Source organism: Sphingomonas montana (assembly GCF_001956315.1).
Taxonomy (GTDB): Bacteria; Pseudomonadota; Alphaproteobacteria; order Sphingomonadales; family Sphingomonadaceae; genus Sphingomonas_R; species Sphingomonas_R montana.
Window position 1 is genome coordinate 35,258 of sequence record NZ_KV887139.1, and the last position, 25,800, is coordinate 61,057.

The window sequence follows — 25,800 nt, forward strand, 5'->3', positions numbered from 1 at the left end:
TTGCGCGACGCGTTTGGGCCGGACGGGTCGTGTTCGGGCGGCAGTCGAGCGCCACGAGATTGGCAGCGGGGCGATCTACACGTAGCGGCGCCAAGCGATGTCGGGTGCGCTGAGCAGAGTGCCGGGCCGGCCAAGAGCCACCTTTGCCGAAGTCCGGGTTAGCGAGCCCTCCGTGATGGTGTCACCACCGCCTGCCGAGGTCTCGGCGGATGACCGGACCACGGGGCAGATCGGCATCGAGCTGCCTTCGGGTGTACGACTGACCGTCGACGGCGCTGTCGATGTTGAGGCGCTATCCCGGGTGATCAATGTGCTCACGAGATGATTCCGCAGCCGACATCGACGCGGATATTCCTCGCGTGCGGCGTCACCGACATGCGCAAGGGGTTCGATGGCCTGACGGTATTGGTGCAGGACGGGCTTCGGAAGAAGTCACATTCCGGTGCGCTGTTCGCGTTCCGCGGCGAGCGCGGCGACCCGATCAAATTGCTGTGGTTCGACGGTCAGGGACTATGCCTGTTTTCGAAGCGAATGGACCGGGGGCGGTTCGTCTGGCCGCTGACGGCGACCGACGCGGTGACGCTGTCATCGGCGCAGGCATCAATGCTTCTGGAGGGCATCGACTGGCGTCGTGCGGAACGGACCTTGGCAGCGACATTGGTAGGTTGAATGTGCACCTTTCCGGCACTCTTGCTCGAGCGAAGGGGTGCCAACTGCTATTGAAACCGGGGGTCGCAAGCCCCTCTTGACGCATCTGATGCCGAGGCGCGGATTAAGGTGCTGGAGGCATCGCTCGCCCGGGCCAATGCCAGCATTGCCGCCCGCAACCTGCTCATCGATACATTGCGTGGACAGATCGCCCGACTGCGGCGGATGCAGTTCGGCGCCTCTTCCGAGAAGCTGACGCGCGAGATCGCATAGCTCGAACTTGTGCTCGAGGAACTGGTGACGGATGGCGCAGCCCCGGACATCAACGCGACCTCACCCGATAACCCCGTGCGGCCGGCACCAGTCCGTGCGTTGCCGGACCACCTGCCACGGGTGGAGGTCTTCCACGGACCGACTTCAGGCATCTGCACCTGCCCGGACTGCTTGGTGCGCTAGGCCGTCTCGGGCAGGACGACCAAGAGATGCTGGACGTCCTGCCGGTGCACTGGCGCGTGGTGCGGAGCCGACCAAAATACAGCTGCCGTGCCTGTGAGAAGGTCGTCTAAGCACCTGCCCCGGTGAAGGCAGTCGCACGCGGAAAGGCGACATTTGCAACGCTGGCGCATGTCTTGGTCTCGAAGTTCGAACATCATCTGCCGCTTTACCGTCAGTCCGAGATGATGGTGGCTCCAAGGTCTGGACATCGACCGGTCGCCGCTGGCGACCGGTCGGCCAGGCAGCCGCCTTGCTGGATCCCATCGTCAGCCGCATCCGAGAGGAAGTGCTGAAAGGCGACAAGATCCACGCCGACGACACGCCAGTTCCGGTGCTCGACTCTGGCCGCGGACGCACCGCGACCGGGCCGGCTATGGGTCTATGCGGTCGATGACCGCGCCTCCGGCAACACGACCCCGCCAGCGACATGGTATAGCTTCACGACCGACTGCACCGGTGTACATCCGCAAGCCCATCTCGCCGGATTTCGAGGCTTCCTCCAGGCCGACGCCTATGCTGGTTACGAAGCGCTGTATCGAAGCGGTGTCACCGATGTCGCGTGCTGAACCCATTTCAGGCGCAAGGTATTCGACCTGCACGAGCGTGTTGCCACGCCGCTGACCACCGACATTCTTGAACGCATCGGCGCTTTATACGGCATAGAAGCCGAGGTCCGCGGCAGGCCGCCTGACGTGCGGCTGGCGGCGCGGCAGAACCGGACGAAGCCGCTGGTCGATGCGCTGCGCGGGACACTCGACGCGGCACTGCGCCGCTTGTCGCCGAAGTCCGACACAGCCAAGGTATCGCCTATGGCGCGAAGCGATGGCTCGCGCTGTATTGCTTCCTCGCTGCCGGGTGCCTGGGGATCGACAACAACATCGCCGAACGCGCGTTGCGCAGTGTCGCCGTCGGCCGGCGAAACTGGCTGTTCGCCGGCTCGAAGACGGGCGGTGAGCGCGCCGCAGCCATCTACACCGTCATCCAGACCTGCAAGGTCAACGGCGTCGACCCGCAATCCTACATCGCCGACGTGACCAGAAAGATCGCAGCTGATTGGCCAGCCGCGCGATGGGGGGAACTCATGCCCTGGAACTGGGCCGAGCAACCCGCAACGCCGTTGGCACAAGCCGCACAGTCCGCGGTCTGCCGGCCACGCTTACCTGATCACTGCCTTAATCCGCGTTCTCCGACGGCAGGCGGAAGGCATGTAGGCGTAGGCGCATCCCCTTCCGTAGTCGGCGCTGAACGGTAAAGTGGCCTTTCTCTTTAACAATGAAGTCGAGAAGTCCGGGCGGTGGTTGATTTCCACGCCACGCGGGCAACAGCTTACTCAAGGCTTCGGGGCGAATGAGTAGCTCCCGGCGACCCTTCCTGTTAGTGACATAGACCTCAGATCGTTTGATCGTTGCACAATTGGATGGGATATCGGCGTCAATAAAGACGACGTCAGATCCATTGGCGATGCTGACAAGCTGGTCAACAAAAGGTGTGTCCGGTTCGTTCCCTCTCAGGTGCCGGTCAAGACAAGCGAGAATATTTGTTCCAAATCTCCAGTTTTTTGGAAATATTTTGTAACGTCTTGCTAGGACGGCAGCCGCGTAAACTACACCAAATGCTTCCATGTCTCGCGGATTGTATCCAGAAACTATTCCAATCTTGGCTCGCTCTCGGAAGGATTTGATGCTATCTTGAATGTCCGAGATAAGGTCCGTTTCGTTATCTGCAAGGTCCTGAACAAGACGCTGGACAAACTGCTTGCCAATTGACCCGTAGTAGGTGCGTGCGGCACCGGCAACTGCATCGCAGAACCCTGCCGAACTACAGTACTGCTGGGGAATAGTGTTGAATGCGCCGAAATCGCTTCCGTCAGAGATCCGCAAAGTGATCAATCGATCACGAATAAGCTTGCCCACAGCGGTATCTGCGCCGACCTGCTCGACTAAAGACTGTCGTGCTGCAATCAAGGTCCCGGCCGTCGATCCGCCTGGATGCCGGTTGTAACGTCCTTCGCTAAGTTGCATGATGATATCCCGGACCGCGGTTCCGATCCGTGACGATGTCTGTCCAGCAAGCAACGCTTGGGGGTCGTCAACGAGCAGTAGGGTGTCGGAAGCTAGAGACAGGTCGCTCCCACCACTGGGGGTAAGCTCCCTGAAGGCCAGGATTTCCCCATCAGGTGCATTGAACACCCCAGCCGTCAGATTCTGAATCATAGTCTTTCCGGTACTTGGCGGTCCGACAAGCTCAACGATAATTCCACGGGCGATACCAACGATTGGGAATAGTGGGATTGAGAGAGCCAACGAGATTGCGAAGATCGGCAGATCCTGTCCAACAAGTGGCTTTGCGACTTTACGTTTCCAATCGCGGACGGATCCAACGTTTGCCGTTGCGCGAGGCGAAACTCGAAAAGCCGGAATGACAGGGTCAGCGCCGCTGGGCAGAATGATCTGCCCATCTCGTAGGACATAGGCCGGCCCACTCCATCCGGGAGCCTCAGCGAGAGGTGTATCTGGATAACTGTGGAGGTCCGAAAGCTCGCTAATAATCCGGTCCCGGCCTTCCTTGCCGTGTATGGGCAACCCACGTTCCACAAGTTTAGCCCGTACCACTTCCGGGTTAGTGCAATCAGAAAGCAAAAGTCGCACTATTGGGCACTTTGGATAAGTCCAGCGCACGTAAAGGTTTCCCGTAGGAGTCGCAGTCTCTCCGTGCGCGTGGAGCATGTTGTAATAGGGCATGATGATTCTCCATGTTGTTTAAGTGGTCAGCGAGCAGGCATGAGAGACATCCCCGCGTCCCCGCGTCCCCGCGTCCCCGCATCTCCGATTTCCTGGCGCCGTAATCTTACCCATATGATTAAGGCCGAGCGGTAGACGCTGTGTTAGCTAACGTAATGCGGTATTCTGGGGTTGTGATACCCGATCTGGTCATCTGCGGTACGTACCAAAGCCATATATTGCCTTGGATCACCTTCCATTCATGTGCGTTTCTATTCGCCGATTTAGCCATCACCGGGGCACTAGCCTGCCGTTCACCACCCGCAACTTTACGAGAAGGATAATGTCTTTGAGGCGCCACTGGTCGATCCAGAGAAGCCACTGGCTGTGTGCCGGTTCGGGAATGCGCTGCGGTCTTGGCTTCACGCGAGTCCCCGAGTCCCCGAGTCCCCGCGCCCGACTGGGCCAATAGCTTTTGACTATGTAGGTCAGTGGTTTCGGAAGATCGGTCAGCGGCTTGCGGCAGATGTAGACTGGAGTGGTCTTACCTGTCGCCCCGAGGCTCACCGGCTGGGGTTTGTACCTGCGTTGCTTTCGCAGCCGGTCGAGCACCTCAAGCATGCCGCCCTGTGCAAGCCCATGAAAATGGATGTGGAAAAGACCGGACCGGAGGTCGTGCTCGCCGTCGAGGCAGAGTAACATCCAGCCGTCCGCGGATCCCGCACCGGCTCGGTTTAGGTCGGCACGCACTTGGTTGTTAAGCCTACGGGGGTCAACGCCGGCCAACTGGTACGGTGCGAAGGTCAGCCCCGCTGGCATCAGGGTGAAGGTGCGCGGCGTCTGTTTGAATAGATCGTAGAGGCGCCACAGCTCCCCTCCTATGCGGATGCGGTGCTTCCGCATATATTGCCTTGAAGCCAGAGTTTGCCGACGACGAATACTCTTGGATCCGAGGCGATCGGCGAGTTCCAGAAGCGCAGGCGCCAGGTTGGGATGTTCAGCCGCCGTCTTGCGGAGCTTCTGTGCACGCTCAGGGTCGTCCAGCTTGGTCCGTGGCTTGGTTTCAATTTCGTACATGCCAACCGGGCTGCGGCACTTCTTCGGCCGGCGTAAATCCTTGATGCCTGTTCCCGGCATCATTTCTTCTCACACTGCTGACGACGCTCAACAAAAGCCTCGATGCTCGACATGCTAACAACAGTGCGCCGGCCGATGTGGAAGGACTCGACCTCCCCATCGCGCAGAAGCGACCAGGCTTTGGTCAGTTTTACGCCGACGAGGCCGCCAAACTCCGGAACAGAGACTGCTAAAGGCTTCATTGAGAATTCTCCCGGTCTACGCTGAACAACAGCGAACAACCGGGAATTAGCCTGCTAGCTGGACGTAATCATTGGATTTATAAGTCGCATTAAATTCCGGAAAGTACACCTGTCAAGGTTTCCGAAAATATGAGTAAGCTATTAGCCACCAAGAAAGGCTTTGTTATACCGAGCGCCAACGGCGTGAAGCTCCGCCGCAATCCCGTCCTTGCTGTTTTTACTCGCAAAGGCAGCGACCTCGAATACGACTTTGTTAAATTCGGTCGCCGTTAGATTGCGTTCCGCGGCCGCCTTCCACTTCCTCCTGGTATCGGCAGGTGCCCTAGCTGAAGCCTCATTGGCGAGCTTCTCGGCTTCCCGGCGCGGCATCCCGGCCTTCAGAAGGCCTGAATACAATTCGACTATTTCGAGGCGAAGTTTTGCCAAGGTGTAGCTGTTTCGCTCGCGCCCCTTTCGTTTGCTTGGCTTGAACAGATCTGGCAATTCTCCTGCATCGAGCGCAGCTAGGCCGTTGCTAACATCCCTTACCGTCAACCCATCTTTATGCCGGTCTATGTTTGCCGACAGTATGGCGGGCTGCAGTAGCTCAAGCCAAGCTGCAACTGAGCGACGGGACGCTTCGCTATCCTGATTATCTACCTTCACATGTTCTAGCGTATCATCGCCCCAGCTGGTGACCAGCCCGTAGAAGCAAACCTGCAGGAACAGGCGAGTGACCGCTTGGCGATCTTCCGCCGACAGGCCTTGGAAGGACGCGGCAGCAGCGGATGTTGCATCTTCGCTGTCCTTGATCGAATATTTAGGATGTCTACCTTGTGCAAGGGCGCATCCGATCAGCTTTAGCTGCTCCCCGGCGACCCGCATCAGATCAGCAAGGGGTTGCTGGTAATCTGTCTCGTAATCGAGCAGAGAGTCCAACAGGCTCTTAAGGTCCGGGGTCAATGCGCTCTCCGAGATATGATGCTCAAGATTTGATAGGCCCCGCCTGCATTCTACAGCAGTACCCCTGCGGTAGGTAGCTCCGCCTTGTTCTTGCTCTATGCGCGAGCGCCTGCTCAAGCAACTCGCGGGTCGCTTGATGCGTCACCCGTTTAGTGGTGGAAAGTGCAGCGGAAGCCCCGGGTAGTTGGGTTGGGGCGGCCCATCCGACCCAGCAGTATCGCCCAGGCCATGTCGAACAGGTCGCATCATCAACTCCTGAATACAAGATTTTTGACGGCGGGTTCAACGGCCAGACTGAAGGCATCAACGCAACTGCGGCGATAGAAAGCGGGACAACACGCTCGACCGCGTTTTACGCGAGAGGCAGGGACCTTCCTCAGCTTGGCATCAAAATCGACCTCGCCCCAGGTCGCACCAAGAGCTTCGCCGCGGCGCGCGGCTGTGAGATCTCGAACCCGGGGCATCGTGCTGCAAGTGCCGGGCGCCGACGCCGCAGGGCTGAGCAAAGTCTGGCCAGTGCCCTGTCCGACCCGGACACTGGTCAGTTTCTGAAACGCTGACTACGCCTAAGCAACGGCTAAGATATGAAAACCACGACAGGCCCAGTTTTTCGCCGCCGGCTGGGCTAGTTTCGCTCCTCGTTGCCAGATCGAATGTGAATCGTTTTCGACGACGCTGAAAGCACCGATTTGCTCAGCGCGCCGCCATTATCCAGACTGCAGAGCACGCGGATATTCGGCTTGCGGGGTACTGCCCGAGCCACCCTGAAGTCCGCTGACTTGGCAGAGAAGTTACGGCTCAGGAGTCCGGTTTAAGCCGTCGGACCTGGTCTCCTAGTGCAGGTAGCTATTCGCCCGCGTTCGTTGGCAACCACGTTGACGTGTGGGAGGGAACGAGGGAGCAACTGCCACTTTCCGGACAATTATGATGCAAATTCAAAACGTTGCCAACGAAAGGTGGCTCCCCGGGCCGGATTCGAACCAGCGACCATTCGATTAACAGTCGAACGCTCTACCACTGAGCTACCGGGGAACAGCCCGTTTCGTCCGGGCGAGGCGCGCCTATGCTACACCGGGCGGGCGCTGGCAACCCCCCTTTCGGGGCGCGGGGTCAGAAGGCGAACTGTTCCATCGTGATGCGGTCGTCCAGCGCATGTTCCGGGTCGAACAGCAGGGTCAGCGGATTGGTGCGGTCGATCGCGATATCCACCGTGGCGACATCGCGCACCTCGCGCTGGTCCGCGACGGCGGAGACCGGGCGCTTGACCGGATCGAGCACGCGGAACGAGATGCGCGTCCGTTCGGGCAGGATGGCGCCGCGCCAGCGGCGGGGGCGGAACGGGCTGATCGGTGTCAGGGCGAGCTGCATGGAGTCGAGCGGCAGGATCGGCCCCTGCGCGGACAGGTTGTAGGCGGTAGAGCCGGCGGGGGTCGCCACCAGGATGCCGTCGCAGACCAGTTCGGGCAGGACGGTGCGGCCGTTGACGATGACCTCCAGCTTGGCGGTCTCCCGCGTTTCGCGGAGCAGCGAGACCTCGTTGATCGCGGGGCTGGTGAAGCTCTGCCCGTCGATGGTGGTCGCGTCCATGCGGAGCGGATTGACGGTGAACGGCTTGGTCCGGCCGATGCGGCCGAGCAGGTCCTCCGCGCTCCATTCGTTCATGAGGAAACCGACCGTGCCGAGATTCATGCCGAACACCGGCAGGATACGGCGCCGATCGAGCATCAGGTGCAGCGTCTGGAGCAGGAAGCCGTCGCCGCCGAGTGCGACGATCGTGTCGGCTTCCTGGACCGGAACCCAGTCGTGGCGGCGGCGGAGTTCGGCCGCGGCTTCCTGTGCCGCCTCGGTCGGCGACGCGGCAAGGGCGAGCCGGCGTTCGGGCATCAGCCGCCAGTGACGCTCATGTGCCGCGACGTGGCAGGCGCGGCGGCGCGGTCTGCGATCTCGAACGCGTGGCGCAGCGGCTTCAGCCGCATCGCGCGGTCGAGCAGCTCGTCGAGCGCTGCGCGGCCACCGGTGCGGAGTGCGCCGCGCAGATCAACCTTGTCCTCATGCCCCAGGCACATGAACAGACTGCCCGATGCGGTCACGCGGACGCGGTTGCAGGTGGAGCAGAAATTGTGGGTGAGCGGGGTGATGAGGCCGAGCTTCGCGCCCAGTTCCTCGACGATGGTGTAGCGTGCCGGTCCACCGCTGGTCTCCGCAATGTCGCGCAGCGTGTAGCGTTCGGCGAGGTCCGCGCGGACCCGGTCGAGCGGGAGGTAGCGATCGACACGATCCTCGTCGATCGAGCCGAGCGGCATGGTTTCGATCAGGGTCAGATCATGCCCCTCCGCGCCGCACCAGCGCAGCATCGGTTCGATCTCCTGGTCGTTGAACCCGGCAAGCGCGACCATGTTGACCTTGACCTTCAGCCCGGCTGCCTTGGCCGCGGCGATCCCGTCGAGCACCACCGCGACATCGCCCCAGCGGGTGACATGACGGAACTTGTCCGGATCGCGCGTGTCGAGGCTGACGTTCACGCGGCGGACGCCGGCGGCGACAAGGCCGTCCGCCTGCTTCGCCAGTTGCGTGCCATTGGTCGTGAGCGTGAGTTCGTCGAGCCCGTGGCCGATGTGGCGGCCGATCATGCGCGCCAGTTCGGGCACGCCGCGGCGGATGAGCGGTTCGCCGCCGGTCAGCCGGATCTTGCGGACGCCGCGCGCGATGAACGCGTCGGACAGTTCGGCGATCTCCTCCAGCGTCAGCACTTGCGAGCGGGGGAGGAAGGTCATCGCCTCCGACATGCAATAGCGGCAGCGCAGGTCGCAGCGATCGGTGACCGAGATACGCAGATAGGTGATCGTGCGGCCGAAACCGTCGATCAACGGAGATGTAGTGGGCATGGCGTTCACGACCTGAACCTAAGCGTGCGGAGGATCGGGAACAAGCCGCGATACCGAGACGGGTGTCTCATTCGTACACGGCCACAACGAGCGATTTTCCGGGACGTTCCGATCCCGATCCGGCTAGAACGGGCCGTACCCGATGAGCACCGCGATGAAGGACGCCCGCCTGCCCGAAGATTTGCCCAGCGCGGCCGCCAGTTTCGCGCCGCCCGCCTTCATCCTGTCCTTCGCGCATCGGGACGACCTGGCCGCCGCGGTGATGCGGAGTGGGTGGCGGCCGATCGCCGCGCGCCGGGCCGAAGGAGCAGCGACGCGGTTCCTGGCGAGCGGCGCCAGTATCGCAGTAGTCGACGGACGCGCCGATTTCGACGAATCGATCGAGGCAACGCGCGCGCTGGGCGGCCCGGCACAGGCGAACCATGCGGCACTGCTGGTGCTGACGCCCGATGCCATGGCCGCCACGCTGGAGGCGGCGTATCAGGCCGGTGCAACGCATGTGCTGGCCGCGCCGTTCGACCAGGACGTGCTGGGCATCCACCTGCGGTTCGCGGCGCGGCACGCGGAACGGCTGGCCGGATCGCGACCGGCGGCGGCGGATCCGGGCGGTCAGCAGGACAGCTGGCGCTGGCATCCGGGGGCGGGGACGGTGGTTATCGGCCCTGGCCCGAACCTCGAAGCGGGCACGCGACCCCGCGCGTTGCTGCGCCGGCTGGATCCGGCGGGGCGGCGATCGGCGATCGAGGCGCTGCGGCGGATCCGCGCGACCGGGCGGCCGACCGCATTCGCGCATGACGCGCCCGGTGGACGGCGGCTGGTCCACCACTTGACCGTGACGGACGGGACCGACATCGTGTTCGGGCAGATCGAGGACCTGGCGGCCGAGCCGCGGCCCGAACCGCCGACCCAGCCGCGTGGCGACCCGCTGACCGGGCTGGTGGACGGGACGGCGGCCCGCGCGTGGATCGCGGCGCGGATGGCGGAGGGCGCGGACCCGGCCGGCTGCGTGGTGATGATCGTCGGCATCAACCGGTTCGACATGCTGACCGCCGCATTCGGGCGCAGCGTGGGCGACAGCCTGTTGCAAGGGGTTGCGCGCCGGATCGAGCGGCTGGCGACGAGCGACCGGGCGGGCCGGCGGCTGATCGCGCGGCTTGCGACCGCGGAATTCCTGGTCGGGCTGTCCGCGCCGGCCGGGGCGGACGATGCGCAGTTCCTGGCGGGACGGATCGCGGAATCGATCGCACGGCCGTTCGCGGCGGACGAGCATGTCGTGACGCTGGGCTGTCGCATCGGGATCGCCGCATCGTCGCCGGACGACGGCGCGCCGGCCGATCTGCTGCGTCGGGCGAGTGCGGCGCTGGCCGATGCGATGACCGCGGAGGGCGACGTCATCCGCATGCTGGAAAGCGAAGGCGAGGCGGCGGCGGACCGCGAGGCGCGGCTGGAGGTCGACCTGCGCCGCGCGCTGGCGCGTGACGAGATCGACATCCTGTTCCAGCCGCAGGTCGACATCACGACCAACGCCGTGACCGGGGTGGAGGCACTGGCGCGCTGGCACCACCCGATGCTGGGCGAGCTGGGCGCGGCGACCCTGTTCTCGGTCGCGGAACGGTCCGACTATCTGGTCGCGTTGTCGGGCCATGTGCAGCGCAAGGCGCTGGCGATGGCGGCGGCGTGGCCGGCCGGGTTGCGGCACCTGCGGCTGTCGGTGAACGTGACCGCGGCCGACATGGCACGGCCGGACTTTGCGGCAACGCTGCTGGCGGTGGCGGACGATGCGGGGTTCCCGCGATCGCGGCTGACGGTTGAGGTGACCGAAAGCGGGCTGATCGAGGATCTGCGCGCGGCGGCCGGTTTGCTGGCGGAGCTGCGCGCCGGGGGGGTGCGGGTGGCAATCGACGATTTCGGCACGGGCTATTCCAGCCTGGCCTATCTGAAATCGCTGCCTCTCGACTATCTGAAGATCGACCGGCGGATGAGCCAGGATATCACCGGCACGATGCGGGACCGGGTCGTGGTGCACGGCGTCATCGACATGGCGCGGTCGCTGGGCCTGTCGGTGATCGCCGAGGGGGTGGAGACGGCACGGCAACTCGAACTGCTCGCCGCGCAGGGGTGCAACAGTTACCAGGGCTATCTGTGCGCGCCGCCGCTGGACGGACCTGCGCTGTCGCGATTGGTAGCGCGCTGGCGGCGGCGCTGACCCGATCCGCGGGGTGGGCGAAACGCCGCTTTGTAAAGCGGGGCCAGCACTCTACATTCCCGACATGGTGTTTCCTCGAACAGTTCCGCATCAGGCGCAGATCGGGCTCGGCCTGACCGCGGCGATCGTCGTGGGCTGGATCGCGCTGCATGTCTGGTCGGTGTTTTTCCTGACGATCGGGTCGACGACTTGGCCGCTGGTCCCGGCTATCATGCTGGTGCAGTGCTGGCTGTCGGTCGGCATGTTCATCGCGGCGCACGACGCCATGCATGGTTCGCTGGCACCCGGCCATGCGCGGACGAACGCCGTGGTCGGCGGAGGCGTGCTGGCGCTCTATGCGGGCTTTGGCTGGCGGCAGATGCGCGACGCCCATATGGACCATCACCAGCATAGCGGGACCGAGGGCGATCCGGATTTCGACGCTGCGCATCCATCCGCCTTCTGGCCGTGGTATGCGACGTTCCTGCGGCGCTACTTCGGCTGGCGGTCGATGCTGTACGTGGTGACGGTCGTCGGCGTCTATGCGGTGGTGCTGCGCGCGGCACCGGCGAACATCCTCTTGTTCTACGGCATTCCGGCGATTGGGTCGTCGTTGCAGCTCTTTTATTTCGGGACCTACCGGCCGCATCGGCACGACACCGACGGGTTCGCCGACACGCATCATGCGCGGACCAGCGGGTTCGGTCCGATCGTGTCACTCGCGACCTGTTTTCATTTCGGATATCATCACGAGCACCATCTGAGCCCCTATGTGCCATGGTGGCGGCTGCCCGCGCGATACCGCGCCGGGCTGGTGGCAAACGAGATTCTGGGTGACGTCGAGGCGGGACTGCGCGCATGAACTGGTACGAGAAGCTGGGCATCGTGGTGGCGATGGTCGTGTTCATGGAAGTGTTCGCCTGGGCGACGCACAAATATGTGATGCATGGGTTCGGCTGGGGCTGGCATGCGTCGCATCATGAGGAGACGCACGGGTGGTTCGAGAAGAACGACCTTTATGCGATCAGCTTCGCGTTCATCGTGATCGGGCTGTTCACCGCGGGCGCGCTCTGGTCGCCGGCGCTGTGGTGGGCGGCGATGGGGATCACCGTGTATGGCGGGATCTACGCCTTCGTGCACGACATGCTGGTGCATCAGCGCGGTGGCTTCCGCTGGGTGCCGCGGAAGGGGTATTTCAAGCGGTTGCATCAGGCGCACAAGCTGCACCATGCGGTGCGGGGGAAGAAGGGGACCGTGTCGCACGGGTTCCTGATCGCGGAGGACCCGGCGCGGCTGAAGGCGAAGATCAAGGCGCGGGCGCGGGGTACGACGACGGCTTGAGGTTGGCGCTGGTTCTCCGACTGTAAATATGATCGGGCTGGAGGCGGGGCGACTTTAGGGTCGGTATCGGTCAGGCCTAACCAATTGTCATCCCGGACTTGATCCAGGATCCAGGGGCCCACACACAGCGCTTGAGACCCTGGATCCCGGATCAAGTCCGGGATGACGGCGGTGATGGTGAGGCTTGATCGAAGCCGCATCGAGGTTGATTTATCTTCAACCACTATGGCGAGAGAAGATCTTGCAGCCTACCCCGCCGCGACGGCATCCACGGGCGCGCGGCCGCGTTTGACGATCAGCTTGTTGAGGGCGTTGGCATAAGCGCGTGCGGAGGCGACGAGTGTGTCGTGGTGCGCGCCGCGGCCGCGGGTGGTGCGGCCGTCTTCGGAGAGGAGGACGGAGACTTCGGCCTGGGCGTCGGTGCCGCCGGTGACGGCATGGACCTCGTAGCGTTCCAGCACCGCGCCGGCATGCGGCACGAGGGCACGGATTGCGTTGAACAACGCGTCGACCGGGCCGTTGCCGCGTGTCGCCGCGGTATGTTCCGCGCCGTCGATCATCAGGGTCAGGATCGCGCGGGCGGGGCCGGTGCCGCAGTGGATCTCGACCTCGCGCACCTGAATGCCGTCATGACCGCGCAGGACCTCGTCGTCGACCAGCGCCAGGATATCCTCGTCGAACACGGACTTCTTGGCGTCGGCCAGCGTCTTGAACCGGTCGAACGCGTCCTGGAACGCGTTGTCGCCCAGTTCGTAGCCCATCTCCTCCAGCTTCTGGCGGAAGGCGGCACGGCCGCTATGCTTGCCCATGACCAGATTGCTGTGCGTCAGGCCGACCGATTCGGGTGTCATGATCTCGTAGGTCGAGCTGTCCTTGATCATGCCGTCCTGATGGATGCCGCTTTCGTGCGCGAAGGCGTTGGCGCCGACGATCGCCTTGTTCGGCTGGACCTGGAACCCGGTGATTCCGGAGACGAGGCGCGAGGCGCGGGTGATCTCCGTCGCGACGATGCCGGTGCCGAACGGCAGCACGTCGGCGCGGACCTTCATGGCCATCACGATCTCTTCGAGCGCAGCGTTGCCCGCGCGTTCGCCGATGCCGTTGATCGTCGATTCGACCTGCCGCGCGCCGGCCGCGACCGCCGCCAGCGTGTTGGCGACGCCCAGGCCCAGGTCATTGTGGCAGTGGGTCGAGAAGATCGCGCGGTCCGCATTGGGCACGCGCGCCATCATGTCGCGGAACATCGCGCCATAGGTTTCGGGCGTGGCATAGCCGACCGTGTCGGGCAGGTTGATCGTCGTCGCCCCTTCGCGGATCGCGATTTCGATGCAGCGCGCCAGGAAGTCGGGCTCGGAGCGCGTCGCGTCCTCGGCCGACCATTCGACATCGTCGCACAGCTTGCGCGCCAGCCGGACGCTGCGTTCGACGGCCTCCAGCACCTCGTCGGGCGACTTGTTCAGCTTGACCCGCATGTGGAGCGGGGACGTGGCGATGAAGGTGTGAATGCGCGGGCGCTTCGCGTGGCGGACGGCCTCCCACGCGCGTTCGATGTCCTTGGCGCCGGCGCGGGCCAGGCTGGCGACGATGGCGCGGGTGCAATGCTTGGCGACCGCGGTGGTCGCGTCGAAATCGCCCTGGCTGGCGATCGCGAAGCCGGCTTCAATGATGTCGACGCCCATCGCCTCGAGCTGGGCAGCGACCTGCAGCTTTTCCTCGATGTTCATGGAACAGCCGGGCGACTGCTCGCCGTCGCGCAGGGTGGTGTCGAAGATGAGGATCTTGGTCTGGTCGGTCACGGATCCGCTCCTTGAAGTCTGGCGGAGATTAGCCTTGGGGTGAAAGTCCCTCAGGCGCCGTGGCTCTGGTGGCCCGCATGGGGGCCGAGCGACATCGCACGCCTAAGGGCGTGTAAGTCGTGCGAGCAGGGGGCGGACCGCGAACATGGGTTGTCAATACCGGAGGATCGTTGCCAAAGTCCACCCGCCGCGACGCAGAAAGTTGCGTCGCGGCGGGTGGGGGCGGTGCTTACTTCTTTTCGAATGCGACGGTGATGCGCAGATCGACGGTGTCGGCAACGCCGGGGACGTATTTGACAATGCCGAACTGGCTGCGCTGGATCTGCGTCGTCGCTTCGAACCCGATGGTCTGCGCCTTGCTCATCGGATTGGCGCCGGTGCCGACGAAGCGGGCGTCGAGCGTGACCGGGCGGGTGACGCCGTGGAGCGTCAGGTTGCCGGTGATCCTGGCGCGCGTGCCCTGCGCCACGACCGATGTGGATTCGAAATGCGCGGTCGGGAACTTGGCGGTGTCGAAGAAGTCGGCGCTCTGGAGGTGCTCGTTCAGCTTGGCGCTGGTCGTGACGACTTCGGCGACGGGCACGTCGATGACCACCTTGGCGGCCTTCGGTGCCTTCGGATCGAGCGTCAGCGTGCCGGTGATGCTGCCGAACAGGCCATTGTAAACGTTGAAGCCGAAGTGGTTGATCGCGAACGCGACCTGGCTGTGGCCCGGATCGGTGGCGTAGCTGCCGGCCTGGACGGCGGCGGCGTTGGGCTGGCCGGGGACCTGCGCCAGGGCAGGGGTTGCGGCGAGAAGGGCGAGGGCGAGCGGGGCGATGAGCGTGCGCATCTTGGAGTCTCCTGTTTGGTCGGAACAGGAGGTGTGGCGCGGGCGGGGTTTAGTCAAATGCGAAGCTGGAAAGGGTATGTTGCCGGTTGTGCGTATCCCGGCGGACGCCGGGATCCAGACAGGTCATCAGTGGGGCGTGCGAGACAGGGAGGCTGCTGCGCGGTCACTTCACGAGACTCAGCTGGATCCCGGCATCCGCCGGGATACTGGCATCAAGGCTGGGACTTAATTCTTCGCCTTGTCGACCAGTGCGTTCTTGCCGATCCAAGGCATCATCGCGCGCAGTTCGGAGCCGACCTTTTCGATCGGGTGCGCGGCGGCGAGCTTGCGGCTGGCCTTGAGTTCGGGCTGACCGGCGCGGTTGTCGAGGACGAAGCGGCTGACGAAGCGGCCGGACTGGATGTCCTCCAGCACGCGCTTCATCTCGGCCTTCGTTTCGGACGTGATGATGCGCGGGCCGGTGTGGATGTCGCCATATTCGGCGGTGTTGCTGATCGAATAGCGCATGTTGGCGATGCCGCCCTCATACATCAGGTCGACAATCAGCTTCACTTCGTGGAGGCACTCGAAATAGGCCATTTCGGGCGCGTAGCCCGCCTCGGTCAAAGTCTCGAACCCGGCCTGGATCAGGTGGGTCAGGCCACCGCAGAGCACGGCCTGCTCACCGAACAGGTCGGTTTCGCACTCTTCCTTGAACGTCGTTTCGATGACGCCCGACCGGCCGCCGCCGACCGCGGAGGCGTAGGACAGCGCGACGTCATGCGCGTTGCCCGACGCGTCCTGATGGATCGCGATGAGGCAGGGAACGCCACCGCCGCGCTGATATTCCGAACGGACGGTGTGGCCGGGCCCCTTGGGCGCGATCATGAACACGTCGATGTCGGCGCGCGGCTCGATCAGGCCGAAATGGACGTTGAGGCCGTGGGCGAAGGCGAGCGCCGAACCGGGCTTGAGGTTCGCGTGCAGGTCGTCGGCGTAGAGCGCGGCCTGAAGTTCGTCGGGCGCGAGGACCATGACGATGTCGGCCCAGGCGGCGGCTTCCGCATTGGTCAGCACCTTGAAGCCGGCGTCGGTCACCTTGGACGCGGTTTTGGAGCCGGGGCGCAGCGCGATCGCGACTTCCGACACGCCGCTGTCGCGCAGGTTCTGGGCGTGGGCATGGCCCTGGCTGCCGTAGCCGACGATGGCGACCTTCTTGCCCTTGATGAGACCGATGTCGGCATCGCTGTCATAGTAAACGCGCATGATGGGTTCCTTTCTGAATTCGTGTCGGTGCGGCGGCGGGCGGGATCTTCCGGGACGAGGTCTTGCCTCGTCTGAGGGAGATCACGGCGTTCACCGGGATGACGGTTTTGGGTTGCTTGAAACGGGTTAGACGGCTTCGCGGCCTCGGGTGATCGCGACGACGCCGGTGCGGGCGACTTCGACGAGGCCGACTTCGCGCATCAGTTCGGTGAACTTGTCGATCTTTTCCGGGGTGCCGGTGACTTCGAACACGAAGCTGCCGATCGTCGCATCGACGACGCGCGCGCGGTAGACCTCGGCCAGCCGCATCGCCTCGATCCGGTGATCGCCGACGCCGGCGACCTTCACCAGCGCCAGTTCGCGCGTGACGTGCGGGCCCCACGCGGTGAGGTCGGTCACGCGGTGGACGGGCACGAGCCGGTCGAGCTGGGCGATGATCTGTTCGATCACCGACGGCGGCCCGGACGTGACAACGGTGATGCGGCTGATCGCGGCATCCTCCGTCACGTCTGCCACAGTGAGGCTTTCGATATTGTAGCCACGCGCAGAGAACATGCCGGCGATGCGCGCCAGGATGCCGGCTTCGTTATCGACGGTGACCGACAGCGTGTGGCGTTCGCTGGCTTGGGGTGGGATTTGCATTGTAGAAATTCCGTCCATGTCTTTGGCGTTGCGACCCTGCACTGTTCCGTTTGGTGACAACCAGAATTGGTTCGCGGGTCAGACAAGCGCGCGGGCGGCGTCGTCCATTTCGCCGGAGACTTCTTCCGCCTGCATGAGCATTTCGGTGTGGGCGGCACCGCTCGGGATCATCGGGAAGCAGTTGGTCATCTTCGACACGCGGCAGTCGACCATGACCGGGCCCTTCACCGCCAGCATCTGCGCGATGCCGTCGTCCAGTTCGTCGGGCTTCTGGATACGGATACCGGTCCAGCCATAAGCCTCGGCCAGCTTGACGAAGTCGGGCAGCGCCTCCGAATAGCTGTGCGAATGGCGGCCGGCATAGGTCAGGTCCTGCCACTGGCGGACCATGCCCATATATTCGTTGTTCAGGATGAACACCTTGACCGGCAGCTCATATTGCAGCGCGGTCGCCATCTCCTGGATGTTCATCTGGATCGATGCCTCGCCGGCGATGTCGATCACCAGCGCGTCGGGGAAACCGATCTGCGCACCGATCGCGGCGGGCAGGCCGTAGCCCATCGTGCCGAGACCGCCGGAGGTCAGCCACTTGTTCGGCCGTTCGAAATCGAAATGCTGCGCGGCCCACATCTGGTGCTGGCCAACCTCGGTGGAGATGATCGGCGACAGATGATTCGTGGCTGCCCATAGCCGCTTGATCGCGTGCTGCGGCATGATCTCCGCCACCGAGGGCGGGTAGGCGAGCGATTGCTTGGCACGCCAGCCGTCGATGCGGGCGAACCACGGGGTCAGATCCTGCCGCTCGTGCCCACGGGCCTTCCACAGCGCGACCATGTCGGCCATCGCGACGCCGACATCGCCGACGATGCCGAGGTCGACGCGGACATTCTTGTTGATCGAGGAGCGGTCGATATCGACGTGGATCTTCTTCGACTTCGGGCTGAACGCGTCGAGCCGGCCGGTCACGCGATCGTCGAACCGCGCGCCGAGGCAAAGGATGAGGTCCGCGTCGTGCATCGAATGATTGGCCTCGTACGTGCCGTGCATGCCGAGCATGCCGAGGAACGCCGGGTGGCTGGCGGGGAAGCAGCCGAGGCCCATGAGCGTGGAGGTGACCGGCGCGCCGCACAGCGCCTGGAGCTGCTGGAGCATCAGGCTGGCGGTGGGGCCGGCGTTGATGATGCCACCGCCGGTGTAGAGGATCGGGCGTTCGGCCGCGGCGAGCATCTCGACCGCCGCCTCGATCAGCCGCGCGTCGGGGTTCACCTGCGGCTTGTAGCTGCGGTGCGCGACCGGCGCGTCGGGGCGGGTGTAGCCGGCGGTTGCCACCTGCACGTCCTTGGGCAGGTCGATCACCACCGGGCCGGGGCGGCCGCTGGTGGCAATGTGGAACGCCTCGTGCACGACCTCGCCGATGCGGGCGGGGTCCTTCACCAGGTAATTATGTTTCGTGCAGTGGCGGGTGATGCCGACCGTGTCGCATTCCTGGAACGCGTCGGTGCCGATCAGGGCGGTCGGCACCTGACCGGTGATGACGACCATCGGGATCGAATCCATCAGCGCATCGGCGATGCCGGTGACCGCGTTGGTGGCACCGGGGCCGGAGGTGACGAGCACCACGCCGGGCTTGCCGGTGGCGCGGGCGTACCCCTCCGCCGCGTGCGCCGCGCCACCTTCCTGGCGGACCAGGATGTGGCGGATCTTGTCCTGCCGGAACAGCGCGTCGTAGATCGGGAGCACGGCGCCGCCCGGATAGCCGAACACGACCTCGACCCCCAGGTCGGTCAGTGCTTGGATCAGGATTTCGGCGCCGGAGCGTTCGGCCGTCATAATCATCGTCCCGTCTTGTCGTGTTGCGGCGCGGTAGAAGATAGAAACTAAGCCGTCAACAGCTTTTCACGTAATTTTGTTACAATCTGTGCTAGGTCTGCGCCATCTTCGCGCGGCCAGTCGGCCGGCGGCTGGTGATTGAACCAAGTATATTGTCGCTTGGCATAGCGCCGCGTGGCGGCGGTCGCAGCGGCAATCATCTCCGACCGGGTGATGTCCATGGCGAGCATCGCGGCAATGTCGCGGACGCCGATGGCGCGCATAACGGGGAGTTCGGGATCGAGACCGCGCGCGAGGAGCGCCTGCACTTCCTGCACCGCCCCGGCCTCCAGCATGGCGGCGAACCGTGCGTCGCAGCGCGCGTAGAGCAAATCGCGCGGCGGAAGCAGGAGCAGCGGTACGATATCCATGCGGTCGCCGATCCCGCCGGTCTTCGACTTCTGCCATTCCGCCAGCGTGCGGCCGGTGGAGCGGATGACCTCCAGCGCGCGCCAAGTGCGCGCCGCGTCGTTGGCGTTCAGCCGGACGGAGGCTTCCGGATCCTCGCGTCGCAAGGCCGCCGTCGCCTCGCCCGGGGACAGTGCGCGGACGCGGTCCCGGATCGCGGGATCGATGTCGGGGACCGGGGCGATGCCGTCGAGCAGCGTGCGGATATAGAGGCCGGTGCCGCCGACGATCACCGGTACGCGCCCCTCGGCCAGCGTCGCGTCGATCGCGGCGGCGGCGTCCGCGGCCCAGTCCGCGGCCGATGCGGGGTGCGCGCCGTCGCGCGTGCCGAACAGCCGGTGCGGCACGCGCGCCTCGTCCGCCGGCGTGGGGCGGGCGGACAGGATCGCCAGGTCGGCATAATATTGCGACGCGTCGGCGTTGACGATCGTGCCGCCGACTGCCTCGGCCAGGTCGAGCGCGAGCGCGGACTTGCCGCTGGCGGTCGGCCCTGCGATGAGCGCCACCTTGGGACGGACGCCGGAGCCGGTGGGCGAGCCGGTGGACGGATTTGCGGAAAGGTCGGGAATCATGGTCATCGCGACGCTGATAGCATCGGATCGGCTGGATGCGCGCACGATCGAACAGGCGCGCGATGCGATCGCCGGCGTGGGTGGCATTGCCGAGGCGGTCGAATGGATCGAACCGGGCGTCGCGGCCGACGTGGACGTGCTGCGCGTGGACGGGGTGGCGGCGCGCGCGGCGCTGGAGGGGCTGTTCCCGGGCGTGGACGTGGTGGTGCAGCCGCGGGCGGGCCGCCGCAAGCGGTTGATCGTGGCGGACATGGATTCGACGATGATCACGGTCGAATGCATCGACGAACTGGCGGACTATGCCGGGATCAAGGCGGAGGTCGCCGCGGTGACCGAGCGGGCGATGCGCGGCGAACTGGATTTCAGCGCGGCGCTGGATGCCCGGGTCGCGTTGCTGCGCGGGCTGGATATCGCGGTCATCGACCGGTGCTATGCGGAGCGGGTGCGGATCATGCCCGGCGCACGGACGCTGGTGCGGACCATGGCGGCGGCGGGGGCACGCGCGCTGCTGGTGTCGGGCGGATTCACGGTGTTCGCGGACCGGGTGGCAGCCGAGATCGGGTTCGACCGGGCGGTATCGAACGTGCTGGAGATCGAGGGCGGCGTGCTGGCGGGGACTGTGCGGCGGCCCATCGTGGACGGGGCGACGAAGCGGGCGCTGCTGCTGTCGGAGGCTGCGGCGGCTGGATTGGAGCTGGGTGAGGTGCTCGCGGTGGGCGACGGGGCGAACGATATTCCGATGATCGAGGCGGCGGGGCTGGGGGTGGCGTATCATGCCAAGCCGAAGACTGCGGCCGCTGCGGGTGCGCGGATCGAGTATGGGGATTTGAGTGCCCTGTTGTACGCGCAGGGCATCCCCAGGGCGGAGTGGGTTCTGGGGTGAGACCCCGAAGCGCTGTGCCTGGGAACCGATGGTGGTCGGGTCAGGACGAGGCCTTCGCGACGCCCTTCTTGCGGCAGGCGTCGGAGCAGAACTTCACATTGTCCCAGTCGCGTTCCCATTTCTTGCGCCAGGTGAAGGGCCGACCGCAGGCGAGGCAGTCCTTGGTGGGGAGGTTCGCTTTCTTGACGCCGTTGGGCATGTCAGACGCGATCGGTGTCGAGGAAGCGGGCGACGTCGGCCAGGTCCACGTCGTTCGCGACGAACGTCCGGCCGATGCCGCGGGCGAGCAGGAAGGGCAGCTTGCCGCCCGCCATCTTCTTGTCGTGCGCCATGTGATCGACCAGCACCGCGCCGGACGCGGTGACCCCGGCATCGGCGAGGCTGGCGGGCAGGCCGACGCGGCGGAGATGATCGGCCACCTGCGCGGCATCCGCGGCCGGACACAGGCCGATGCGGGCGGAATAGCGGTAGGCGAGTGCCATGCCGGCGGCGACTGCCTCGCCGTGGATCAGCCGATCGGAAAAGCCGGTATCGGCCTCCAGCGCGTGCCCGAAGGTGTGGCCGAGGTTGAGCAATGCGCGGACGCCGGCGGTCTCGCGTTCGTCGGCGGCGACGATCCGCGCCTTGGCCGCGACGCTGTGCGCGATGGCGTGGGTGCGTGCGGCACCGTCTCCGGCAAGCAAATGCGCGACATTGGCGTCGCACCAGGCGAAGAAGTCGGGATCGTCGATCAGCCCGTATTTGACGACTTCCGCATAGCCGGCGCGCGTCTGGCGGGCGTCGAGCGAACCGAGGACGGTCGGGTCGATCAGGACGTGCGCAGGCTGGTGGAACGCGCCGACGAGGTTCTTGCCGGCGGGCGTGTTGATCGCGGTCTTGCCGCCGACCGAACTGTCGACCTGGGCCAGCAATGTCGTGGGGATCTGGACGAAGCCGCAGCCACGCTTGACGATGGCGGCGGCGAACCCGACGAGATCGCCGATCACCCCGCCACCGAACGCGACGATATGGTCACCCCGTTCCACGCCGGACGCAAGCAGCCGGTCGCAGAGCGTGGCGAGCCCCTGCCAGCCCTTCGTCGCCTCGCCCGCGGGCAGGACGATGGTTTCGGCGGCGCGGCCGAGCCCGGCGAGCAGGCGGGGCAGCTGCGCGCGGGCGACATTCTCGTCCGTAACGACGATGATGCGGCGCGTGCCCAGCCAGGGCGCAAGGCGGGGGCCGGCGGTATCGAGCGCGCCGTCGGCGATCGCGACGTCGTAGCTGCGGTCGCCGAGTGCGACGGGAATGGTGCGGTCGCGCGCGGCGACGGGAGGGAGGGTCATCGACGCATGGCTTTCAGGATGGCGGTGACGGTGGCTTCGTGCGGCAACGGTTCGCTGCGGACATGGACCGGGGCCAGCGCGTAGATGGGATTGCGGACCGCCGCGAGCTGACCCAGCACGGTGCGCGGATCGGCCCCGGCCAGCAGCGGGCGCGTGCCCTGGCGGCGCGACACGCGTTCGGCCAGCACGTCGAGATCGGCGTCGAGCCAGATCGCGGTCGCACGCGCCAGGATGAGGGCACGGGTTTCGGGGTCCATGAACGCACCGCCGCCGGTGGCGAGGACGGTGCGGCGGCCCTGGAGCAGGCGCTGGATCACGCGGCGCTCGCCGTCGCGAAAATGCGCCTCGCCGAACCGTTCGAAGATTTCCGGGATCGACATGCCGGAAGCGCGCTCGATCTCCCGGTCCGTATCGACGAAGCCCAGCCGCAGGCGCGCGGCAAGCCGGCGGCCGATCGTCGTCTTGCCGACGCCCATCAGCCCGACCAGTACGATGGTGGGTTCGCGCGCCAGGTCGGGCCGCGTCTGGACGACGATATCGGATCGCGCGCCCGACCGGTCGGGCGCGCGATCCGCGACCTGACCCGCCTGGGGTGCGCCGGTGCGATCGGGCTTCCGGCTGGCCATCCGGCGGGGCGGACGCCGCCGTTTCGGCTGGGGGCTTTCGGACATGACGGCGGGGCTATACACAAGCACGCGACCGCCGGCAAAAGGCCGGGACCGGGAAATATGACCATTCGGGACGATCCTTGCCATGTCGCGTAGCCTAATCCTGCTGATCCTGGGCCTGTTGCTCGTCGTCGGCATCGCCGTCGCGCTGGGATCGGTCGATACCCAAGTCGCCCCGAAGACGGTCGAGAAGGACATGCTGAATGAAGCGGCGGCGCAGTAGCGCCCTGCTGGTCGGCGCGGCGCTGCTGGCGGTCGGCACCGCGATCGGCCCGACGCTGAGCCCGGCGGGCGGGCAGCAGTCCGCCCCCGAATCGCTGTTGCCGCCGGGGTTTGGCGATGTGCCGGCCGAAGCGCCGCCCGCCGCCCGCCCGGCGCCGCGCCCGCGTGCCGTGCCCGACGCCCCGGCCACGCCGCTGACGCTGTCGCCGGCGGACCTGAATCTTGCACCACGTGCCCCGACGGCGACGGACCGGCCGGCAGCGGCAGTCGGGGCGACCCCGCCGGACGAGGGCAGCGACGCGATCGAGGCGGTCGACCCCGATGCGCCGCCGGAGGAGACGTTCGACGTGCCCGACACGGCGCGCCGTCCGGTCGACGGTGTCGGTCCGCTTGGCACCGGGCCGGAAGGGCTGGGCGCGGGCGAGTTCGGCCGCGCGGACGGGCGGTTCCTGTCGACGTTGCTGCGCCGGATCGATGCGCCGATCGCCTCGCGCTGGGGGCATATGCTGTTGCGCCGCGCGCTGCTGACCGCGACTGCGACGCCGGCGGGCGTGGGCGGTGCCGACTGGGTGGCGGAACGCGCGTGGCTGCTGCTGCGGATGGGCGAGGCGGATGCGGCGCGGATGCTGGTGGACAGCATCGACGTCGACCGGTTCACGCCCAAGCTGCTGGCGGTGGCGACGCAGGCCGCGCTGGCGAATGCGGACCCGGCGGCGCTGTGCCCGTTGCAGCCGATCGCGGCGGGGATGAGCAAGGAACCGATCTGGCCGATGGCGCGGGCGATGTGCGCCGGCCTGTCGGGCGAACCGGCGGTGGCGGGCGCGCTGATCGATCAGGCGCGGCGCGGGCGCAAGGCGCGCGGGATCGACATGCTGCTCGCCGAAAAGGTGGTGGGCGCGGGCACCAACGGGCGGCGTTCGATCATGATCGAATGGGAAGGCGTGGACGTGCTGACCGCGTGGCGGTTCGGCGTGGCGAGCGCGCTGGCAGTGCCGATCCCGGATGCGCTGTTCGGTTCGGTCGGGCCGCATGTCCGCGCCTGGGCGGCGCGCGCGCCGATGCTGGCGCCCGAGGCGCGGGTCGGCGCGGCACGGCTGGCCGCGACGCTGGGCGTGTTTTCCAGCGCGACGCTGGTGGACCTGTACGGGGCTGTCGCGGACCGGACCGACGTGGAGGATCTGGACGCCACCGATGCCGGCCGGTTGCGCACGGCCTATATCGGCGACCGGACCGCGCGGCTGGCGGCGCTGGACCTGTTGTGGGGGCCGAATGCGGTCGGCGAACAGGCCTATGCCGCCGACATCCTGACCGCGCGGGCGGCGGCCGGCATCGCGCCTGGCGGCACGTCCGAAGTGCAGACCCGGCGGCTGATTTCCGCGATGTTCGCGGCGGGGCTGGATATCCAGGCGAACCGCTGGACCCCCGTGGTGGGCGAAGGTAGCGGGCTGGATGCCGATGCGGCGTGGGCGATGCTGGCGGTAGGCGCGCCGGAGCCGGCGGTCGACATGAGCAGCAGCCGGATCGAGGCATTCGTGGAAAGCGGCGGCGGGGGCGGGCCGACCAAGTCGCGCCTGTTGATCGCCGCGCTGGCCGGGCTGGGGCGGATGCCGGCCGCCGAGCGCGACCGGCTGGGCACGGCGGCAGGGATCGATTTCCGCGCGCAGGACAGCTTCACGCGCGTGCTGGATGCCGCCGCGGCGCGGGGCGAGGCGGGGACGGTCGCGATCCTGGCGGCGACAGGTATGCAGACCCGCCGCTGGCAGGGCGTGCCGCCTGCCCATTTCTATCGCATCCTGGCGGCGCTGGATCAGGTGGGTCTGAACGGCGAAGCGCGGATGATGGCGGCCGAGGCGATGGCGCGGCTGTGACGCGCCTGGTCGGGAGATGACGGGCCAGCCGCTGTCCGATGCCGTCGCGATCGACCGGTTCCTGGAGATGATGGCCGCGGAGGCGGGGGCGGCGCGCAATACGATCGCGGCGTACCGTGCCGACCTGGAGGGAGCGTCGCTGCTGCTGCACCGCCGGATGGCGGGCGCGGGGGCGGACGAACTGGGCGGCCTCGGGACCGCGTGGCTGACGCTCGCGCGGACCAGCGTGGCGCGCAAGGCGGCGGCATTGCGGCGCTTCTACCGGTTCCTGGTCGATGACGGGGTGCGCGACGACGATCCATCCGACGCGCTGCCCCGTCCGGTGGGCGCGCGCGGGCTGCCCAAGGTGCTTGCACGGGATGACGTGGAGGCGCTGTTCGCGGAGGTCGCGCGGCGCGTGGCCGAGGGCGGGGCGGGGGGTGGGGCGCTGGCGCTGCGGCTGTCGGCGATGCTGGAACTGCTGTACGGATCGGGGCTGCGCGCGACCGAACTGGTGTCGTTGCCGCTGCACGCGGTGCGGCCGGACCAGCCGTGGCTGATCCTGGCGGGCAAGGGCGGGGCGGAACGGCTGGTTCCGATATCGGACCGTGCGCGGGCGGCGGTGGCGGCCTGGCGCGCGACGCTGGCCGGCGGATCCTATCTGTTTCCGTCGCGCACCGGGCATGTCAGCCGGGTGCGGCTGTTCCAGCTGGTGCGGGAGGTGGGGGCCGCCGTGGGGATCGCGCCGGACCGGATCAGCCCGCACGTCCTGCGCCATGCGTTCGCGACGCACCTGCTGGAAGGCGGGGCGGACCTGCGCGCGTTGCAGGCGATGCTGGGCCATGCCGACATCAGCACGACGCAGATCTACACGCATGTCGACGGGGCGCGGCTGGTCGCGCTGGTCAATGCGCGCCATCCGCTCGTTGACGGGGCACGCCGCGGCCCTTAACCCGCGC

Annotated in this window: 24 protein-coding genes, 1 tRNA gene and 1 pseudogene; 10 read left to right on the forward strand and 16 right to left on the reverse strand. The window is 66.1% G+C overall.

The annotated features are described in order from the left end of the window. The first annotated feature begins 321 nt into the window (after positions 1 to 321). Both tnpB and tnpC read left to right on the forward strand, forming a co-directional pair. Complete coding sequence (gene tnpB / locus BKY59_RS01270; RefSeq protein ID WP_076068294.1) at positions 322 to 669, forward strand: IS66 family insertion sequence element accessory protein TnpB; 348 nt, start codon at positions 322 to 324, stop codon at positions 667 to 669. A gap of 102 nt (positions 670 to 771) precedes the next feature. Next, positions 772 to 2,275, forward strand: a pseudogene (tnpC, locus tag BKY59_RS18320) (IS66 family transposase); the annotation flags it as partial. Between the two features lie 40 nt (positions 2,276 to 2,315). Here the strand turns inward: tnpC and BKY59_RS01285 are convergent. The 4 genes from BKY59_RS01285 to BKY59_RS01295 all read right to left on the reverse strand — a co-directional run bounded on the left by BKY59_RS01285 (position 2,316) and on the right by BKY59_RS01295 (position 6,124). After that, entirely contained in the window at positions 2,316 to 3,884 is a 1,569-nt protein-coding gene (locus BKY59_RS01285) for a DUF927 domain-containing protein (RefSeq protein WP_083671810.1), read from the reverse strand. Positions 3,885 to 4,154: 270 nt separating this feature from the next. After that, positions 4,155 to 5,003, reverse strand: a complete 849-nt coding sequence (locus tag BKY59_RS01290) for a hypothetical protein (RefSeq protein ID WP_129586154.1) — start codon at positions 5,001 to 5,003, stop codon at positions 4,155 to 4,157. After that, entirely contained in the window at positions 5,000 to 5,182 is a 183-nt protein-coding gene (locus BKY59_RS17200) for a DNA-binding protein (RefSeq protein WP_129586155.1), read from the reverse strand. The genes BKY59_RS01290 and BKY59_RS17200 overlap by 4 nt, the downstream gene beginning before the upstream one ends. Before the next feature lie 141 nt (positions 5,183 to 5,323). Then, a complete protein-coding gene (locus BKY59_RS01295; protein ID WP_076068297.1) occupies positions 5,324 to 6,124 on the reverse strand; it encodes a hypothetical protein in 801 nt (266 codons plus the stop codon). A gap of 155 nt (positions 6,125 to 6,279) precedes the next feature. Here BKY59_RS01295 and BKY59_RS17205 point away from each other — a divergent pair, with 155 nt between their 5' ends. After that, positions 6,280 to 6,684, forward strand: coding sequence for a hypothetical protein (locus tag BKY59_RS17205; RefSeq protein ID WP_129586156.1), 405 nt, complete (start codon positions 6,280 to 6,282; stop codon positions 6,682 to 6,684). A gap of 397 nt (positions 6,685 to 7,081) precedes the next feature. Here BKY59_RS17205 and BKY59_RS01300 read toward each other — a convergent pair. The 3 genes from BKY59_RS01300 to moaA all read right to left on the reverse strand — a co-directional run bounded on the left by BKY59_RS01300 (position 7,082) and on the right by moaA (position 9,009). After that, a tRNA-Asn gene (locus tag BKY59_RS01300) sits at positions 7,082 to 7,156 on the reverse strand. Positions 7,157 to 7,234: 78 nt separating this feature from the next. Then, complete coding sequence (locus BKY59_RS01305; RefSeq protein ID WP_076068298.1) at positions 7,235 to 8,008, reverse strand: NAD kinase; 774 nt, start codon at positions 8,006 to 8,008, stop codon at positions 7,235 to 7,237. After that, positions 8,008 to 9,009 (reverse strand): GTP 3',8-cyclase MoaA, encoded by a 1,002-nt coding sequence (gene moaA / locus BKY59_RS01310; protein ID WP_076068299.1) that lies wholly within the window; start codon positions 9,007 to 9,009, stop codon positions 8,008 to 8,010. Before moaA ends, BKY59_RS01305 begins: the two co-directional genes overlap by 1 nt. 142 nt (positions 9,010 to 9,151) lie before the next feature. Here moaA and BKY59_RS01315 point away from each other — a divergent pair, with 142 nt between their 5' ends. The 3 genes from BKY59_RS01315 to BKY59_RS01325 all read left to right on the forward strand — a co-directional run bounded on the left by BKY59_RS01315 (position 9,152) and on the right by BKY59_RS01325 (position 12,535). Continuing rightward, complete coding sequence (locus BKY59_RS01315) at positions 9,152 to 11,215, forward strand: putative bifunctional diguanylate cyclase/phosphodiesterase (protein ID WP_240499909.1); 2,064 nt, start codon at positions 9,152 to 9,154, stop codon at positions 11,213 to 11,215. Positions 11,216 to 11,279: 64 nt separating this feature from the next. Continuing rightward, positions 11,280 to 12,056 carry a fatty acid desaturase gene (locus BKY59_RS01320; RefSeq protein WP_076068300.1) on the forward strand — a complete coding sequence of 259 codons (777 nt, stop codon included), beginning with the start codon at positions 11,280 to 11,282 and terminating at the stop codon, positions 12,054 to 12,056. Then, a complete protein-coding gene (locus tag BKY59_RS01325) occupies positions 12,053 to 12,535 on the forward strand; it encodes a sterol desaturase family protein (RefSeq protein ID WP_076068301.1) in 483 nt (160 codons plus the stop codon). The genes BKY59_RS01320 and BKY59_RS01325 overlap by 4 nt, the downstream gene beginning before the upstream one ends. Positions 12,536 to 12,783: 248 nt before the next feature. On the opposite strand, the gene BKY59_RS01330 is transcribed toward BKY59_RS01325, so the two are convergent. From BKY59_RS01330 to miaA, 6 genes are all read right to left on the reverse strand, one after another. Next, positions 12,784 to 14,331 (reverse strand): 2-isopropylmalate synthase, encoded by a 1,548-nt coding sequence (locus BKY59_RS01330; protein WP_076068302.1) that lies wholly within the window; start codon positions 14,329 to 14,331, stop codon positions 12,784 to 12,786. A gap of 229 nt (positions 14,332 to 14,560) precedes the next feature. Then, positions 14,561 to 15,163 carry a YceI family protein gene (locus BKY59_RS01335; RefSeq protein ID WP_076068303.1) on the reverse strand — a complete coding sequence of 201 codons (603 nt, stop codon included), beginning with the start codon at positions 15,161 to 15,163 and terminating at the stop codon, positions 14,561 to 14,563. 225 nt (positions 15,164 to 15,388) lie between these two features. Beyond that, complete coding sequence (gene ilvC, locus BKY59_RS01340; RefSeq protein WP_076068304.1) at positions 15,389 to 16,408, reverse strand: ketol-acid reductoisomerase; 1,020 nt, start codon at positions 16,406 to 16,408, stop codon at positions 15,389 to 15,391. A gap of 126 nt (positions 16,409 to 16,534) precedes the next feature. Continuing rightward, complete coding sequence (gene ilvN, locus BKY59_RS01345) at positions 16,535 to 17,050, reverse strand: acetolactate synthase small subunit (protein ID WP_076068305.1); 516 nt, start codon at positions 17,048 to 17,050, stop codon at positions 16,535 to 16,537. A gap of 78 nt (positions 17,051 to 17,128) precedes the next feature. Beyond that, the gene (locus tag BKY59_RS01350; protein ID WP_076068306.1) at positions 17,129 to 18,880 is read right to left on the reverse strand and encodes an acetolactate synthase 3 large subunit; all 1,752 of its coding nucleotides are present in this window, start codon (positions 18,878 to 18,880) and stop codon (positions 17,129 to 17,131) included. A 47-nt stretch (positions 18,881 to 18,927) separates the two neighbouring features. After that, on the reverse strand, positions 18,928 to 19,899 hold the full coding sequence (gene miaA / locus BKY59_RS01355) for a tRNA (adenosine(37)-N6)-dimethylallyltransferase MiaA (protein WP_076068331.1): 972 nt from the start codon (positions 19,897 to 19,899) through the stop codon (positions 18,928 to 18,930). Between miaA and serB the strand changes: the two genes are divergently transcribed. After that, positions 19,898 to 20,782, forward strand: coding sequence for a phosphoserine phosphatase SerB (gene serB / locus BKY59_RS01360; protein ID WP_076068307.1), 885 nt, complete (start codon positions 19,898 to 19,900; stop codon positions 20,780 to 20,782). The genes miaA and serB overlap by 2 nt on opposite strands. Positions 20,783 to 20,822: 40 nt before the next feature. Here the strand turns inward: serB and BKY59_RS01365 are convergent, their stop codons facing one another. The 3 genes from BKY59_RS01365 to BKY59_RS01375 are packed head-to-tail and all read right to left on the reverse strand — an operon-like array spanning position 20,823 to position 22,775. Further along, positions 20,823 to 20,981 carry a DUF2256 domain-containing protein gene (locus BKY59_RS01365; RefSeq protein ID WP_076068308.1) on the reverse strand — a complete coding sequence of 53 codons (159 nt, stop codon included), beginning with the start codon at positions 20,979 to 20,981 and terminating at the stop codon, positions 20,823 to 20,825. A 1-nt stretch (position 20,982) separates the two neighbouring features. Beyond that, entirely contained in the window at positions 20,983 to 22,104 is a 1,122-nt protein-coding gene (aroB, locus tag BKY59_RS01370) for a 3-dehydroquinate synthase (RefSeq protein WP_076068309.1), read from the reverse strand. Continuing rightward, positions 22,101 to 22,775, reverse strand: coding sequence for a shikimate kinase (locus tag BKY59_RS01375; protein ID WP_240499910.1), 675 nt, complete (start codon positions 22,773 to 22,775; stop codon positions 22,101 to 22,103). The genes aroB and BKY59_RS01375 overlap by 4 nt, the downstream gene beginning before the upstream one ends. Positions 22,776 to 22,857: 82 nt before the next feature. Between BKY59_RS01375 and BKY59_RS17570 the strand changes: the two genes are divergently transcribed. Genes BKY59_RS17570 through BKY59_RS01385 form a run of 3 tightly spaced genes read left to right on the forward strand, consistent with a single transcriptional unit; the run spans position 22,858 to position 25,793 of the window. Next, on the forward strand, positions 22,858 to 22,995 hold the full coding sequence (locus tag BKY59_RS17570; protein ID WP_165374780.1) for a hypothetical protein: 138 nt from the start codon (positions 22,858 to 22,860) through the stop codon (positions 22,993 to 22,995). Continuing rightward, positions 22,976 to 24,862 carry a hypothetical protein gene (locus tag BKY59_RS01380; RefSeq protein WP_076068310.1) on the forward strand — a complete coding sequence of 629 codons (1,887 nt, stop codon included), beginning with the start codon at positions 22,976 to 22,978 and terminating at the stop codon, positions 24,860 to 24,862. Before BKY59_RS17570 ends, BKY59_RS01380 begins: the two co-directional genes overlap by 20 nt. A 16-nt stretch (positions 24,863 to 24,878) precedes the next feature. After that, positions 24,879 to 25,793: a tyrosine-type recombinase/integrase gene (locus tag BKY59_RS01385; RefSeq protein ID WP_076068311.1), complete on the forward strand. Its 915-nt coding sequence runs from the start codon at positions 24,879 to 24,881 to the stop codon at positions 25,791 to 25,793. Positions 25,794 to 25,800: the final 7 nt, after the last annotated feature.

Coding starts and splice junctions, on each gene's coding strand:
- tnpB (WP_076068294.1), top strand. CDS start 322: ATGATTCCGCAGCCGACATCGACGCGGATATTCCTCGCGTGCGGCGTC.
- BKY59_RS01285 (WP_083671810.1), bottom strand. CDS start 3,884: ATGCCCTATTACAACATGCTCCACGCGCACGGAGAGACTGCGACTCCT.
- BKY59_RS01290 (WP_129586154.1), bottom strand. CDS start 5,003: ATGATGCCGGGAACAGGCATCAAGGATTTACGCCGGCCGAAGAAGTGC.
- BKY59_RS17200 (WP_129586155.1), bottom strand. CDS start 5,182: ATGAAGCCTTTAGCAGTCTCTGTTCCGGAGTTTGGCGGCCTCGTCGGC.
- BKY59_RS01305 (WP_076068298.1), bottom strand. CDS start 8,008: ATGCCCGAACGCCGGCTCGCCCTTGCCGCGTCGCCGACCGAGGCGGCA.
- moaA (WP_076068299.1), bottom strand. CDS start 9,009: ATGCCCACTACATCTCCGTTGATCGACGGTTTCGGCCGCACGATCACC.
- BKY59_RS01315 (WP_240499909.1), top strand. CDS start 9,152: ATGAGCACCGCGATGAAGGACGCCCGCCTGCCCGAAGATTTGCCCAGC.
- BKY59_RS01320 (WP_076068300.1), top strand. CDS start 11,280: ATGGTGTTTCCTCGAACAGTTCCGCATCAGGCGCAGATCGGGCTCGGC.
- BKY59_RS01325 (WP_076068301.1), top strand. CDS start 12,053: ATGAACTGGTACGAGAAGCTGGGCATCGTGGTGGCGATGGTCGTGTTC.
- BKY59_RS01335 (WP_076068303.1), bottom strand. CDS start 15,163: ATGCGCACGCTCATCGCCCCGCTCGCCCTCGCCCTTCTCGCCGCAACC.
- ilvC (WP_076068304.1), bottom strand. CDS start 16,408: ATGCGCGTTTACTATGACAGCGATGCCGACATCGGTCTCATCAAGGGC.
- ilvN (WP_076068305.1), bottom strand. CDS start 17,050: ATGCAAATCCCACCCCAAGCCAGCGAACGCCACACGCTGTCGGTCACC.
- BKY59_RS01350 (WP_076068306.1), bottom strand. CDS start 18,880: ATGACGGCCGAACGCTCCGGCGCCGAAATCCTGATCCAAGCACTGACC.
- serB (WP_076068307.1), top strand. CDS start 19,898: ATGGTCATCGCGACGCTGATAGCATCGGATCGGCTGGATGCGCGCACG.
- miaA (WP_076068331.1), bottom strand. CDS start 19,899: ATGATTCCCGACCTTTCCGCAAATCCGTCCACCGGCTCGCCCACCGGC.
- BKY59_RS01365 (WP_076068308.1), bottom strand. CDS start 20,981: ATGCCCAACGGCGTCAAGAAAGCGAACCTCCCCACCAAGGACTGCCTC.
- aroB (WP_076068309.1), bottom strand. CDS start 22,104: ATGACCCTCCCTCCCGTCGCCGCGCGCGACCGCACCATTCCCGTCGCA.
- BKY59_RS01375 (WP_240499910.1), bottom strand. CDS start 22,775: ATGTCCGAAAGCCCCCAGCCGAAACGGCGGCGTCCGCCCCGCCGGATG.
- BKY59_RS17570 (WP_165374780.1), top strand. CDS start 22,858: ATGTCGCGTAGCCTAATCCTGCTGATCCTGGGCCTGTTGCTCGTCGTC.
- BKY59_RS01380 (WP_076068310.1), top strand. CDS start 22,976: ATGAAGCGGCGGCGCAGTAGCGCCCTGCTGGTCGGCGCGGCGCTGCTG.
- BKY59_RS01385 (WP_076068311.1), top strand. CDS start 24,879: ATGACGGGCCAGCCGCTGTCCGATGCCGTCGCGATCGACCGGTTCCTG.